This window comes from Anaeromyxobacter sp. (genome assembly GCA_016718565.1).
GTDB lineage: Bacteria > Myxococcota > Myxococcia > Myxococcales > Anaeromyxobacteraceae > JADKCZ01.
In genome coordinates, this window is the sequence record JADKCZ010000003.1 from 296,890 (window position 1) to 309,377 (window position 12,488).

Annotated in this window: 16 protein-coding genes; 5 read left to right on the plus strand and 11 right to left on the minus strand. The window is 74.3% G+C overall.

All coding sequences use genetic code 11. The features are described from left to right. Window positions 1–50: 50 nt before the first annotated feature. The 5 genes from IPO09_11430 to IPO09_11450 all read right to left on the minus strand — a co-directional run bounded on the left by IPO09_11430 (window position 51) and on the right by IPO09_11450 (window position 3,506). Window positions 51–455: a DUF937 domain-containing protein gene (locus IPO09_11430; GenBank protein ID MBK9517948.1), complete on the minus strand. Its 405-nt coding sequence runs from the start codon at window positions 453–455 to the stop codon at window positions 51–53. Between the two features lie 116 nt (window positions 456–571). Continuing rightward, window positions 572–1,498, minus strand: coding sequence for an EamA family transporter (locus tag IPO09_11435; protein MBK9517949.1), 927 nt, complete (start codon window positions 1,496–1,498; stop codon window positions 572–574). A gap of 73 nt (window positions 1,499–1,571) precedes the next feature. Beyond that, complete coding sequence (locus IPO09_11440; protein MBK9517950.1) at window positions 1,572–2,024, minus strand: arsenate reductase ArsC; 453 nt, start codon at window positions 2,022–2,024, stop codon at window positions 1,572–1,574. Further along, window positions 2,021–3,145: an ACR3 family arsenite efflux transporter gene (arsB, locus tag IPO09_11445; protein MBK9517951.1), complete on the minus strand. Its 1,125-nt coding sequence runs from the start codon at window positions 3,143–3,145 to the stop codon at window positions 2,021–2,023. Before arsB ends, IPO09_11440 begins: the two co-directional genes overlap by 4 nt. Before the next feature lie 10 nt (window positions 3,146–3,155). Further along, window positions 3,156–3,506 carry a winged helix-turn-helix transcriptional regulator gene (locus IPO09_11450; protein MBK9517952.1) on the minus strand — a complete coding sequence of 117 codons (351 nt, stop codon included), beginning with the start codon at window positions 3,504–3,506 and terminating at the stop codon, window positions 3,156–3,158. A 197-nt stretch (window positions 3,507–3,703) separates the two neighbouring features. Between IPO09_11450 and IPO09_11455 the strand changes: the two genes are divergently transcribed. From IPO09_11455 to IPO09_11470, 4 genes are read left to right on the plus strand one after another with little or no spacing between them, the layout of a single operon-like run. Beyond that, window positions 3,704–4,093, plus strand: coding sequence for a thioredoxin family protein (locus tag IPO09_11455; GenBank protein ID MBK9517953.1), 390 nt, complete (start codon window positions 3,704–3,706; stop codon window positions 4,091–4,093). A gap of 10 nt (window positions 4,094–4,103) precedes the next feature. Next, window positions 4,104–4,805: a cytochrome C biogenesis protein gene (locus IPO09_11460; GenBank protein MBK9517954.1), complete on the plus strand. Its 702-nt coding sequence runs from the start codon at window positions 4,104–4,106 to the stop codon at window positions 4,803–4,805. A gap of 6 nt (window positions 4,806–4,811) precedes the next feature. Then, entirely contained in the window at window positions 4,812–5,834 is a 1,023-nt protein-coding gene (locus IPO09_11465; GenBank protein MBK9517955.1) for a permease, read from the plus strand. A 14-nt stretch (window positions 5,835–5,848) separates the two neighbouring features. Further along, window positions 5,849–6,082, plus strand: coding sequence for a TM0996/MTH895 family glutaredoxin-like protein (locus IPO09_11470; protein MBK9517956.1), 234 nt, complete (start codon window positions 5,849–5,851; stop codon window positions 6,080–6,082). Window positions 6,083–6,198: 116 nt separating this feature from the next. On the opposite strand, the gene IPO09_11475 is transcribed toward IPO09_11470, so the two are convergent. The 6 genes from IPO09_11475 to IPO09_11500 form a co-directional block, all read right to left on the minus strand. Next, window positions 6,199–6,594 carry a hypothetical protein gene (locus IPO09_11475; GenBank protein MBK9517957.1) on the minus strand — a complete coding sequence of 132 codons (396 nt, stop codon included), beginning with the start codon at window positions 6,592–6,594 and terminating at the stop codon, window positions 6,199–6,201. A 157-nt stretch (window positions 6,595–6,751) separates the two neighbouring features. Then, on the minus strand, window positions 6,752–7,828 hold the full coding sequence (locus tag IPO09_11480) for a Gfo/Idh/MocA family oxidoreductase (protein ID MBK9517958.1): 1,077 nt from the start codon (window positions 7,826–7,828) through the stop codon (window positions 6,752–6,754). A 12-nt stretch (window positions 7,829–7,840) separates the two neighbouring features. Then, the gene (locus IPO09_11485) at window positions 7,841–8,416 is read right to left on the minus strand and encodes a hypothetical protein (GenBank protein ID MBK9517959.1); all 576 of its coding nucleotides are present in this window, start codon (window positions 8,414–8,416) and stop codon (window positions 7,841–7,843) included. Beyond that, a complete protein-coding gene (locus IPO09_11490; protein MBK9517960.1) occupies window positions 8,413–8,787 on the minus strand; it encodes a hypothetical protein in 375 nt (124 codons plus the stop codon). Before IPO09_11490 ends, IPO09_11485 begins: the two co-directional genes overlap by 4 nt. A 105-nt stretch (window positions 8,788–8,892) precedes the next feature. Continuing rightward, window positions 8,893–10,188, minus strand: a complete 1,296-nt coding sequence (locus IPO09_11495) for a cytochrome c (GenBank protein MBK9517961.1) — start codon at window positions 10,186–10,188, stop codon at window positions 8,893–8,895. Window positions 10,189–10,456: 268 nt separating this feature from the next. Beyond that, a complete protein-coding gene (locus IPO09_11500) occupies window positions 10,457–11,041 on the minus strand; it encodes a DUF2378 family protein (protein MBK9517962.1) in 585 nt (194 codons plus the stop codon). A gap of 142 nt (window positions 11,042–11,183) precedes the next feature. Here IPO09_11500 and IPO09_11505 point away from each other — a divergent pair, with 142 nt between their 5' ends. Then, window positions 11,184–12,461, plus strand: a complete 1,278-nt coding sequence (locus IPO09_11505; GenBank protein MBK9517963.1) for a 4Fe-4S dicluster domain-containing protein — start codon at window positions 11,184–11,186, stop codon at window positions 12,459–12,461. Window positions 12,462–12,488: the final 27 nt, after the last annotated feature.

The following is a 12,488-nucleotide window of genomic DNA, read 5'->3' on the forward strand; positions in this document are numbered from 1 at the left end:
GGCCGCGGCGAACGGCTGGCCGCAGCCCGCTCCAGGACGGGTGGGGTCGCCTAGAAGAGCCCCTTCAGCAGGCCGCCGAGCGACCCCTGCAGCGACCCAGCGTCGGGGAGCCGCCCCTCCGGCGTCAGCTTGTCCACCATCCCGGGCAGGAGGGTGGAGAGCTGGCCCGCCAGCGCCCCCGGATCGATCCCGACCTGGCGCGCCAGCTGGCCGAGCTGGTCGGGGCCGAGCGCGCTCGTCACCTGGGCGGGCGAGACCGGGAGGTTGGCCCCGGTGGACACCCAGGAGCCGACCACGTCACCCAGCCCCTTCTGCTGGAAGGACTTCACCAGCCCCTCCAGCCCTCCGCCCGCCAGCATCCCCACGACGGCCTGCACCAGCGCGCCCTGCCCGCCGCCCGCCTGCGCCCCGCCCGCGTTGCCCACGGCCTTGCCCAGCTCGTCCAGCAGTCCCATCGGTCGCTCCCATGAGGTGAAACGGGTGTGGGCGCAGCGTACCCTGGGTGCGGCCTGCCGCCAGCGTCCCGTGCGGGGCCAGTGTCGACCAGCGCCGCGCCCGGGGGACCGGGCTGCTAGGCCCGCGCCGCCCGCTCCTTGGCCCGCAGCACCAGCACGGTGCCGGCCAGCACCAGGCCCAGCCCGGCCGCTGCGGTGGCCGTCCACCGGTAGCCCTCGAAGAGGGTGGAGGCCAGCATGGCCACCACCGGGATGACAGCCGTGGAGTAGCCGGCCCGGCCGGCGCCGATCCGCCTGAGGAGCGTGAGGTAGCTCACGAAGGCCACCACCGAGCCGAACAGCGCCAGGTAGAGGAGCGACGCCACGTAGGGCGTCCGCCAGTCGAAGGTGAAGGGGGTGCCGGTGGCGACGCACCAGCCCGCCACCAGCAGCGCCGCGTAGCCCATGGCGTAGGCCGTGGCCGGCACCACCGCCACGCCCCGGGCGAAGATGCGCTGCGAGAGCAGGTTGCCCCCGGCGGCCACCACCGTGCCGCCGGCCGCGTAGGCCACGCCGGTGAGCAGCCCGGCGTCGCCCCGCACGCTGCGCACCTCCGGCCAGAAGAGCAGCCCGACCCCCGAGACGCCCAGCACCGCCCCGAGGAGCACCGCCGGCGGCGCCGGGGTCCCGAAGAACAGCCGCGCGCCGGCCAGGTTCCAGAACACCATGAAGGCAAAGAGCACCGCCACCAGCCCGGAGGTGAGCGTGGCCTCGGCCCGGTAGACCAGCACGTAGTTGAGGCCGAAGAGCAGCACCCCGAGCAGCGCGAAGGACAGGTGGTCGGCCGCCGCGTAGCGGAGGCGGGCGCCGCGCAGCGCACCCCAGGAGAGCAGGAGCGCCGAGGCCAGGGCGAAGCGCCAGGCCACCGACACCTCCGGCGCCACCAGGCCGAGCTGGAACTTGATGACCAGCCAGGTGGTGCCCCAGATGAAGGTGGGCACCGCGAAGAGCAGGAGGCTGCTGGCGCCAGCCTCGCGGGCGGCGGCGGGTGCGGGCGTGGTCATGGGCGGCGCCGGAGCATAGCGGCGGCCCCGGAGGGCCGCCAGGCGCGGCAGGCGCCGCCGGAGGAGGCGGCCTTCAGCGGGAGAAGACCACCGCGAGGCGCCGCCGGAGCTCGTCGCGGACGTCCCGGAAGGACTGGAGCTTCTGCGCGTCGGTCAGGCCGGCGCCGCCGGGATCCGGCAGGCCCCAGTGGATGCGCCGGGCCTGGCCCAGGAAGACCGGGCACTCCTCCTCGGCGCAGAGCGTGATGACCACCTCGACGTCCCCGGGCGGGATGGTGTCCACGCTCTTGGAGAAGTGGCCGCGGAGGTCGATGCCGATCTCGTCGAGCGCCTGGATGGCGAACGGGTTGACGTGTGAGGGCTTCGAGCCGGCCGAGGAGACCTTCACGCCCGCCGGCGCCAGCGACCGGGCGATCCCCTCGGCCATCTGGCTGCGCGCCGAGTTGGCCACGCAGAGGAAGAGCAGGTGCCTGGGGGCGAGCCGCCTCAGCTCCGCGGCCTCGGACTGCCAGGTCGACTCGGTCACGGCTTCACCTCTCCCGGGGCGGGAAAGTCCCCCGCGCAGTTCTCGAGCGCTGCCAGCCGGGCCGTCTCGCCCGGGAACCAGCGATCCCGCAGCCGCAGCGACACGTTGACCAGGCCGATGAGCACGGGCACCTCCACCAGCGGCCCGATGACCGCGGCGAAGGCGGCGCCGTGGTTCATGCCGAAGGTGGCCACCGCCACCGCGATGGCCAGCTCGAAGTTGTTGGACGACGCCGTGAAGGAGAGCGTGGCGGTCTGGCCGTAGCTGGCGCCGAGCTTGCGGCTCATGAAGAAGGAGACGAAGAACATCACCACGAAGTAGATCAGCAGCGGGATCGCGATGCGCACCACGTCGAAGGGGACCTGCACGATGGTCTCGCCCTTGAGCGAGAACATGACCACGATGGTGAAGAGCAGCGCGATGAGCGTGATGGGCGAGATGCGCGGGATGAAGACCGTGCGGTACCAGGCCTCCCCCTTCCAGGCGGCCAGGCCGAACCGGCTGCTGATGCCGGCGATGAACGGGATGCCCAGGTAGATGAAGACGCTCTGCGCGATCTCCCCGATGGTGATGTGGACCTCGGCCCCCTGCAGCCCCAGCCAGCCCGGCAGCACGGTGATGAAGACCCAGGCGTAGACCGAGAAGAAGAGCACCTGGAAGACCGAGTTGAAGGCCACCAGGCCGGCGCAGTACTCGGTGTCGCCGTCGGCGAGGTCGTTCCAGACGATGACCATGGCGATGCAGCGGGCCAGGCCGATCAGGATGAGGCCGACCATGTACTCCGGCCTGTCGCGCAGGAAGACCACCGCCAGCACGAACATCAGGATCGGCCCGACGATCCAGTTCTGGACGAGGGAGAGCGTCAGGATCCGCACGTCCTTGAGGACCCGCGGCAGCTCCTCGTAGCGGACCTTGGCGAGCGGCGGGTACATCATGAGGATCAGGCCGATGGCGATGGGCAGCGAGGTGGTGCCGACCGACAGCCGGTCGAGCAGGGGGACCACCCCGGGCCAGGCGAAGCCGAGGGCCACGCCGGCCGCCATGGCGGCGAAGATCCAGAGGGTCAGGTAGCGGTCGAGGAAGGAGAGGCGGCCGGCGACGCCGGCGGCGGGCTGGGTCACGGACGGACTCCTAGAGGCTGCCGATGAGCGCCTTCAGGCGGCGCAGGGTGCGGGGCTCGACGCAGTAGCAGACCCGCGGGCCTTCGATGTCGCCGCGGATGAGACCCGCCTCCTTGAGCACCTTGAGGTGCTGGGAGACGGTGGACTGGGCCAGCGGCAGCTCGTCCACGATGTCGCCGCAGACGCAGGCTTCGCGGCGCACCAGCAGCCGCATGATCTGCACGCGGGCCGGGTGGCCCAGCGCCTTGGCCAGGAGGGCCAGCTCCTCGTCGGCCGCCTCGCCCTCCACCGGGCGGGCGTCGGGCTGGGGGCGCGGCGCGGCCGGTGGGGCGCAGGGGTCCTTCTTGGCGGGGGCGGGCATGTATCGCCTATCTACGATGGCTGAGGCGCCGCGCGCAACGGGGCGTCGCAGCCGTCACCATCTCGTTGCCGATGGACTCTGCGCCAGATGACCGCAGGACCTCGGGTTGTCCGTTCATCGTCATCATGCGATAGGTTGGGCGACCCGCAGGGAGGCGATCCGTGACGAGGCGATCCTGTCGCAGCACCGCGCTGGCCCTGGTGGCCTGCGCCCCGCTCCTGGCCGCCTGCGCCAGGAGCGGGGCGGAGCCCAGCGCCGCCGCGGCCCAGGGCCGCGCGGGAGAGGCGGCCACCGCCGTGGCGCCTCGCTCGGTGCCGCGCCTGGTGGACCTCGGCGCCGGCACGTGCATCCCCTGCAAGGCCATGGCGCCCATCCTGGAGGGGCTCAGGGTCGAGTACGTCGGCCGCATGGAGGTGGTCTTCATCGACGTCTGGAAGGACCGCGCCGCCGGCGAGACTTACGGCATCCACATGATCCCCACCCAGATCTTCTTCGGCGCCGACGGCCAGGAGCTGGCGCGCCACGAGGGCTTCATGGGCAAGGACCAGATCCTGGCCCAGTGGAAGGCCGTCGGCGTGGGCTTCTAGGGAGGCCCCGGTGGTGGAGCTCCTCACCGCGTTCGGCCGGGCCTTCGAGGCCTCGGCGGCCCTGGCCCTCCCGGCCGCCTTCCTCTGGGGCGTGCTCTCGGTGGTCCTGTCGCCCTGCCACCTCTCCAGCATCCCGCTGGTGGTGGCCTACATGAGCGGCGGCGACGAGCTCCCGACCGGCCGGCGCGCGGTGGTGCTCTCCGGCAGCTTCGCCCTCGGCATCCTCGGCAGCATCGCTCTCATCGGCGCCCTCACGGTGGCGGCCGGCCGGATGGCCGGCGACGTGGGGCCCTGGGTCACCTACGCGCTGGCCGCGGTCTTCTTCGCCGTGGGCCTGAACCTCCTGGGGATCCTGCCCCTGCCCTCCTGGTCGGCCCTGCCGGCCGGCGCCAGCCGGAAGGGTCCCGCCGGGGCCCTCGTCCTCGGGCTGGTCTTCGGCGCGGCCCTGGGCCCCTGCACCTTCGCCTTCATGGCGCCGCTCCTCGGCCTGGCCTTCCGCGCCGGCGCCGGCCAGGCCGCCTACGGCGTGCTCCTGGTGGCGCTCTACGGCCTGGGCCACTCGGTGGCCATCGTGGCCGCCGGCGCCTCGGCCCAGAACGTCCAGCGCTGGCTCTCCTGGAAGGCCGGGGCCCGCGCCGCGGTCCTGGTGAGGGGCGTGGCCGGCCTGGCCGTCATGGCGGGCGGCGCCTACTTCCTCTACACGGCGACCTGAGCCCCGATGCCTCGCACCACCCGCACCGCGCTGCTCCTCGCCCTCGGCCTGGCCGCCTGGGCCGCCGCCTACTCGGCCATCCACCCGCTCTCCGAGTGGCTCAGCTTCACGGTCCTCGGCCTGGCGCGCGGCTCGCACCTCGGCGAGGCGGTGGCCTTCTTCCTCTACGACACGCCCAAGGTGCTGCTCCTCCTCACGCTCATCGTCTTCGCGGTCGGCATCGTCCGGTCGTTCTTCACGGCCGAGCGGACCCGCGCCATCCTGGCCGGCAAGCGGGAGTCGGTGGGGAACGTGCTGGCCGCCCTGCTCGGCATCGTCACCCCCTTCTGCTCCTGCTCGGCGGTGCCGCTCTTCATCGGCTTCGTCGAGGTGGGCATCCCGCTCGGCGTGACGCTCTCCTTCCTCATCTCGGCGCCCATGGTGAACGAGGTGGCGCTGGTCCTGCTCTTCGGCCTGTTCGGCTGGAAGGTGGCGGCGCTCTACCTGGCCACCGGGCTCACCATCGCCATCGTCGCGGGCTTCGTCCTCGGCCGCCTGAAGCTGGAGCGGTTCGTCGAGCCCTGGGTCTACGAGTCGATGCAGGCCGAGGCCACCTTCGAGGCGGAGCGGCTCGGCTTCACCGGACGCGTGGACAAGGGGCTGGAGGCGGTCAGGGAGATCGTCGGCAAGGTCTGGCCCTGGGTGCTGGCCGGCATCGCCGTGGGCGCCGGCATCCACGGCTACGTGCCGGAGGGGGTGCTCGCCGCCTTCATGGGCAAGTCGGCCTGGTGGTCGGTGCCCCTGGCGGTGCTCATCGGCGTCCCCATGTACTCGAACGCCGCCGGCATCATCCCGGTGGTGGAGGCCCTGCTCGGCAAGGGGGCGGCCCTCGGGACCGTGCTGGCCTTCATGATGTCGGTCATCGCCCTCTCGCTGCCGGAGATGATCATCCTGCGCAAGGTGCTCCGGCCGCGGCTCATCGCGACCTTCGTGGGCGTGGTGGCCGCCGGGATCATGCTGGTCGGCTGGCTGTTCAACTCCATCCTCTGACAGGGGGCAGGACCATGAAGATCCAGGTGCTCGGGACCGGCTGCGCCAAGTGCAAGCAGCTGACGTCTGCGGCCGAGAAGGCCGTGGCGGAGCTGGGGCTCGGCGTCCAGGTCGAGAAGGTGGAGGACCTCCGCGAGATCGTGAAGTTCAAGGTCATGTCCACCCCGGCCCTGGTGGTGGACGGCCAGGTGCGCTCCACCGGCAAGGTGCTGTCGGTGGAGGACGTGAAGGGCTACCTGCGGGGCTGAAGCAGGACGCCGTCCCCTCCGCCCGCGACGCACCGTGGCAGCCCCCGCTGCTGCGACACCCCCGACACGGATCGTCTCGCCGGGGCGCGGCCGGGCCGCTCCTCCCCCCACCGGGCTCAGGCGCTGGGACGGAGGGCCTGGCGGGACTGCGCGATGCGCGCCGCCCACTCGATCCCCTCGGGCTCCTCGAGGAAGGTGGCCACCCGCACCGACGCGCCGAGCCGCTCGATGGTGGAGGCGAAGGCCATGGCCTCCACCTCCACCGCCCAGGACCCGGAGACGATGGCCACGGCGGCGATGCGGGAGGCCGGGTCGCTGACCACCCTGCGCCAGAAGCCCCTGACGATGGGTGAAACCTCGCAGATCCGCTCGGCCAGCACGAAGACCACGCCGATGGGGCCGGTCTCGGAGGCGGCCTGGGCGCAGGCCACCAACTCCCCCTGCCACCTGGGCAACAGCAGGTGCGGCCACTCGTAGCGGGCCACCACCAGGCCCGGCGCGCGAGTCTCCACGACTGGGAGGTAGACCGACATACCCGGCCACACAAGCACGCCGCATGCCGCGCCCGGGCGCATACCCGGCGGCCGTTTGGGCGCCAACCGTTTCCCGCGGCGCCCCCGGGGCGTCCCGCGTTCCCGGGACGGCCGGGGCCCGGCGGGCGCGCCCCGGTCAGGACCCGAGCCGCTGCACCTGGCCGGTGGTGGCCGCCACCCGCGCCGCCTCCAGGACCTCGAGCCCGGCGATGGCCTGCTCCGGCGCCGCCGGCGGCGGGCCACCCCCCCGCAGCGCCGTGGCGACCCCGGCGTAGAAGGCCGGGTAGTCTCCCCGCTCGGTCCGCACCGGGCGGGCCTCGCCCTCCAGCCCCAGCAGGCCCCAGGTCTCGGGCGCCGCCTCGCCCCAGCCCGGCGCCCCCGGCCTGGCCCCGGCGGCCAGCGCCTGCTCCTGGCCGTCGAGGCCGTGCAGCGTGAAGGCCGCCCGGTCGCCGACGACGCGGAAGCGCGGACCTCGCTGGGCGGCCACCTTGCTCATCCAGAGGTGGCTGCGTGCGCCGGAGGCGTGGCCGATGGCCAGGAAGTCGTCGTCGTCCACCAGGGACCCTGGGCGGCGGCGATCGAGCTCGGCGTAGACGCTCCGCGCCGGGCCGAGGAGCAGCAGCGCCTGGTCCACCAGGTGGGGGCCGAGGTCGAAGAGCAGGCCGCCGGCCTCCTCGGGCCCTGGCCGCTCCTTCCAGCCGGCCCGGGGCGCCGGCGACCAGCGCTCGAAGCGCGACTCGAGGCGGCGCACCTCGCCGAGCGCGCCCTCGGCCACCAGCCGCCGAACGGTGAGGAAGTCGCCGTCCCAGCGCCGGTTCTGGAAGACGCCGAGGAGCAGGCCCCGCTCCCGCGCCAGGCCCGCCAGGGCCCGCCCCTCCTCCGCCGACGCCGCGAACGGCTTGTCGACCACCACCGCCAGCCCGACCTCCAGCGCCGCCCGTGCCAGCGGCGCGTGGCTCCGGTTCGGCGTGGCCACCACCACCAGGTCCAGGCCGAGCGCGGCGCGCCGCTCGAGCAGCGCCTCCACCGAGTCGAGCGCCAGCGCGCCCGGGTGCTCCACCGCCAGCCGGGCCCGCCGCGCCCCGTCGCGCGTCACCACGGCGGCCAGCACCAGGTCGGCGGCGGCGGCGATGAGCGGCGCGTGGAAGGTACGGCCGGCCAGGCCGTAGCCGAGGAGGCCGACGCGCAGCGGGCCCGGGTGGGTGATGGGCATGTGGTGGCTCCTTCAGCGGGGGCGCGGCAGCCAGCGCGGCCAGGGCGCGTGCTTCTCCAGCACGGCGCCGCTCCGGAACTCGGCCACCGGGCGGAAGGGCCGGCCGAGGTCGCTGTTGTCGTACACCAGCACGTGGGGCAGCGACCGGATGGCCCTGGCCAGGTTCTTCAGGGACCTGGGGTAGCGCGCCACGAGCTTTGCGGTGGGGACGTCGTGGCCTCCCTGCAGGACGCGCATCGAGACGCGCTCCTCGCTCAGGGCCGGACCGTCGAGCCCGATGAAGCAGAGCACCACCGCGTGGCCGAGCGCGGCGGCCCGCTCCAGGAAGGCCACCTTCTCCCCCACCGGGTCCGAGAAGACGGTCTCGAAGACGAAGCTCTCCCGCTGCTCCAGCAGCGCCTGCCGGAGCCGGCCGGCCGCCTCGGCCGCCTGGTAGGCGTCCACCGAGAGCTCGCGCGCCAGGTCGTCGGCGTTGACGAAGCGCAGGCCGGCCGGCTGCAGGTGGGCGCCGAAGAAGGTGGTCTTGCCGGCCCCGTTCGGCCCGGCCACGGCCACCACGATGGGCCGCGCGTCGAAGGGGGACTTCACGCGCGGCCGGCAGGCCGGAACACCCGGTTGACGAACCGGCCCACCGTGCGCTTCCCGCCCTCGTCGATCCGGACCAGCAGGCCCGGCCTGCCGGGCGCCGGCTCGAAGTGCGGGAAGGGCCGGCCGGCCAGGTGGGCCTTCAGCCGGGCGCGGCCCTCCGTGGCGTCCACGGTGCGCAGGCAGTCGGAGAGCGGCGCCGCCTCGCCCCGCTGCTTGAGCCGGAGCACGCTGTCGGTGCGCAGCACCGACTCGACGGCGCGGCCGATGCGCGCCCAGAACTCGATCTGGCCGGCGATGGAGCGCTCGGCCGTCTCGCCCACCACGCGGGCGTCGAGGACGAGGGCGTCGGAGAGCTTGACGGGCTGGCCCATGGCGGCATGGTAGCATTTTGCTACCAGGCGGCAAGGCCCGCCCGGGGTTGGCTCGGGGACCTGGGGCGCGGCCAGGGCTCGCCCGGGCCCCGGCCCGCCACCGGCCTACGGCGCCGCCGCGATGGCGTCGATCTGGGCCCGGGTCAGGGCGCGCAGGGCCGCCGTGCCCATGCCGCCGGTCTTCTTGTCGATGGCCCGGCTGATGGATCGGGCCGAGCTCCCCTTCTTCCGGTCGCCGTGGCACCCCGCGCAGTACTGCGCGTAGAGCGCCGCGCCGTCGAGGGGCGCCACGTAGAGGCAGGCCCGCACGGTGACCGGCGCGCCGCCGGCGCAGCCGGCCGGCGTGGCGCTCGCCACGGCGCGGACCTGGCTGCCGTCGGGCTGGCAGGCCCCGTAGGCCGAGTAGGTGAAGGCGGTGCAGGTGGCCACCGGCGGCAGGTAGGTGCACGCCTGCGAGGTGACCGGGGCGCCTCCGCTGCAGCCGCTCGGCGAGGCGCTCGCCACGGCGCGGGCCTGGGTCCCGCCCGGCTGGCAGGCCCCGTAGGCCGAGTAGGTGAAGGCGGTGCAGGTGGCCACCGGCGGCAGGTAGGTGCACGCCTGCGAGGTGACCGGGGCGCCTCCGCTGCAGCCGCTCGGCGAGGCGCTCGCCACGGCGCGGGCCTGGGTCCCGCCCGGCTGGCAGGCCCCGTAGGCCGAGTAGGTGAAGGCGGTGCAGGTGAGCTGGGCCGGGACGCCCGGGCCGCCCGGCATGTTGGCGGCGGTGAAGGTGCCCACCGCCGGGGCGGAGAGCCGCCCCGTGTAGATGACGCCGCCGGCCGCGCGGTTGGTGACGGTGAGGACGCGGCCCGACCTGGTCGCCTGCACGTCCTCGAGGAGCAGGCGGACGGCGTCGCGGTCGGTCCGGGTGTCGGCGACGCCGTAGCGCCCGAGGAGCGGGGCCAGGGCCACCGCCAGCTCGGCGTGGAAGGCCCTGGCCTGGAGGGGCAGGCCGCGCGCCTGGTCGGGATCGCCGCCCTCGAAGACGAGGTCGTCCTCCGCGTCGTCGCCCCGCCCGTCGGGATCGGTGGCGTCGTCGTGCCAGCTGCGGAAGGCCGCGTCGGTGAGGGCGTTGACGTCGAGGTTCTCCCGGCGCTCGGCCACCGCGTAGAGGCGGCCCTCGGCCCACTCCAGCCTGAGCAGGTAGGGCGTCTGGAGCCCGGCCACGTCGAGGGTGAAGGTCCCGTCGGCCTGCGCGGTGGTGGTGCGGGTGGTCGCCGCGCCGGACGAGTCGGTGATGGTGACGGTCCCGGGGCCGGGGGCCTGCCCGGGGGAGCTGGAGTCTCCCACGCCGCAGGCGCCGAGCAGCAGGCCGAGACAGGCGGTGCCCAGCCAGGTCGAAGCGGAGTCCGGCGGCGGCTTCATCGGGTGACCTCCTCGGGTCATGCGCGCGCGCCCGGTCCTGGGGCACGCCGGGCCGCGAGCGGGCCGGCCCGATCGAGCCGAGCCCACGGTGGCCCCCGCCTTCGGTGCATCCAGCGTGCCGCACCACGATCGCCTCCGGGCAGCGGATCGCGGCGCCAGCCTGCGCCCCGGAACGCCCGCGCGGGTGTTCGCGAACGGCCCGTGGCGCCCGTGGAGCCGCCGCGGCCTGGGCCCCCACCGCAGGGCCGGACGGCACGCCGGCCGCGGCTCAGGCCTCCCAGCGGACCCGGTAGGTGGCGTCCAGCAGCGCCACCTGCGTGCCCGTCACCTCGAGGCCCTTCACCCCGAACGGCTCGAGCGCGGCGGTGAAGACGCCGCAGTGGAAGGGGGGCACCAGGAAGTCGCGGGAGAAGGTGACCAGCGCCTCCCGCTCCCCCACGAACTGGATGCGCCGCTCGCCGTAGCTGACGGTGCCGCGGTAGGCCGTCGGCGTCTGGCCCAGGATGGCGCGCGGGCTCCGGCCCGCCAGCGCCACCAGGGTCGCGCCCAGGGTGGAGCCGAACACGTTGGCCAGGGCCCGGTAGCCCACCTCGAAGAAGGCGCGGTCGACCGAGCCGAGCTCGGGCTCGAGCTGGTCCACCGCCCGGCCGATGATGGTGAGGAAGTCGGCCACCGGGAAGGAGAAGAAGTCGGTGCGGTGCGCCTTGCCGGTGGGGTCGCAGGCCTGGGCGGCCGCCTTGCCGAGGTGCTGCTCCACGGTGTCGAAGATGGCGTTGAAGATCAGGCCGCGGACCGTGTCGCGCGGGGTCGAGGCCGCGATGCGTGTCTGGAGGTCCCGCTGGTCGACCGGCATGTCGCCTCACAGTGTGCCCCGGTTCGGCCGAGGAGTGAACACGCCCAGTCACGACGTGCCGGACGGGGCTCCCCGGCCGGGCCGCCCTGTCCGCCGTCCCGGGGGGCTACCATGGCCCGCACCACCCACCGGGGATGCCCGCATGGCCCACCACGCCTCGCGCTCCGTCTACGACCGGCTCACCGAGCGGCTCAACCGCTTCCCCCAGGGCGCGCCGCCCTCCGAGACCCTCTTCGAGATCCTGAAGCTCCTCTTCAGCGAGCGCGAGGCGGCCCTGGTCTCGGTGCTCCCCATCCGCCCGTTCACTGCCGCCCGCGCGGCCCGGCGCTGGAAGACCAGCCTCTCCGAGGCCCGCGGCGTCCTGGAGGCCCTGGCCGCGCGCGCCATCCTGGTCGACTGGGAGGGGGCCGACGGCACCTGGTACGTGCTGCCCCCGCCCATGGCCGGGTTCTTCGAGTTCTCGCTGATGCGGGTGCGCCAGGACGTGGACCAGCGGGCGCTGGCCGAGCTCTTCTACCAGTACCTCAACGTGGAGGAGGACTTCGTCCGGGCGCTCTTCGCCGGGGGCGAGACCCAGCTCGGCCGCGCCTTCGTGAACGAGCCGGCCCTCTCCGAGGAGAACGCCCTGCACGTGCTCGACTTCGAGCGGGCCAGCCAGGTGGTGCGCACCGCCAGCCACCGCGCCATCGGGCTCTGCTACTGTCGCCACAAGATGGCGCACCTGGGGCGGGCCTGTGACGCGCCCCAGGACATCTGCATGACCTTCAACACCTCGGCGCAGTCGCTGGTGCGCCACGGGCACGCCCGCGCCGTCGGCGTGGCGGAGGGGCTGGACCTGCTGCAGCAGGCCCGCGAGCGCGGCCTGGTGCAGTTCGGCGAGAACGTCCGCCAGGGCGTCAACTTCATCTGCAACTGCTGCGGCTGCTGCTGCGAGGCGCTCATCGCGGCGCGCCGGTTCGCCGCCGCCCACCCCATCCACACCACCCCCTTCCTGCCGGTGGTGGCCGAGGCCGCCTGCACCGGCTGCGAGCGCTGCGTCCGGGCCTGCCCGGTGGAGGCCCTGGCCGCGGTGTCGGCCAACGACCCGCGGCAGCCCCGCCGCACCGTGGCGCGGCTGGACCTGGACCGCTGCCTGGGCTGCGGCGTCTGCCTGCCGACCTGCCGGCAGGGCGCGCTCACGCTGGCGGCGCGCCCCGCCCGGCGGCTCACCCCGCTCGACAGCGCCCACCGCGCCGTCCTCATGGCGCTGGAGCGCGGCACCCTCCAGGACCTGGTCTTCGACAACCGGCTGCTCTTCAGCCACCGGGCGCTGGCCGCCTTCTTCGGCGCCATCCTCCGGCTCCCGCCGGCCAGGCGGCTGCTGGCCACCGGGCAGGTGCGCTCGCGCTACCTGGAGGCGCTGGTGCGGCGGCTGGCCTGACGGGGCGGCCGCGCGCGGCCCGGCACA

Bases quoted from the DNA above. Each gene is read 5' to 3' on its own strand.
- IPO09_11430 (MBK9517948.1), bottom strand. From the start codon at position 455: ATGGGACTGCTGGACGAGCTGGGCAAGGCCGTGGGCAACGCGGGCGGG.
- IPO09_11435 (MBK9517949.1), bottom strand. From the start codon at position 1,498: ATGACCACGCCCGCACCCGCCGCCGCCCGCGAGGCTGGCGCCAGCAGC.
- IPO09_11450 (MBK9517952.1), bottom strand. From the start codon at position 3,506: ATGCCCGCCCCCGCCAAGAAGGACCCCTGCGCCCCACCGGCCGCGCCG.
- IPO09_11465 (MBK9517955.1), top strand. From the start codon at position 4,812: ATGCCTCGCACCACCCGCACCGCGCTGCTCCTCGCCCTCGGCCTGGCC.
- IPO09_11470 (MBK9517956.1), top strand. From the start codon at position 5,849: ATGAAGATCCAGGTGCTCGGGACCGGCTGCGCCAAGTGCAAGCAGCTG.
- IPO09_11480 (MBK9517958.1), bottom strand. From the start codon at position 7,828: ATGCCCATCACCCACCCGGGCCCGCTGCGCGTCGGCCTCCTCGGCTAC.
- IPO09_11490 (MBK9517960.1), bottom strand. From the start codon at position 8,787: ATGGGCCAGCCCGTCAAGCTCTCCGACGCCCTCGTCCTCGACGCCCGC.
- IPO09_11495 (MBK9517961.1), bottom strand. From the start codon at position 10,188: ATGAAGCCGCCGCCGGACTCCGCTTCGACCTGGCTGGGCACCGCCTGT.
- IPO09_11500 (MBK9517962.1), bottom strand. From the start codon at position 11,041: ATGCCGGTCGACCAGCGGGACCTCCAGACACGCATCGCGGCCTCGACC.
- IPO09_11505 (MBK9517963.1), top strand. From the start codon at position 11,184: ATGGCCCACCACGCCTCGCGCTCCGTCTACGACCGGCTCACCGAGCGG.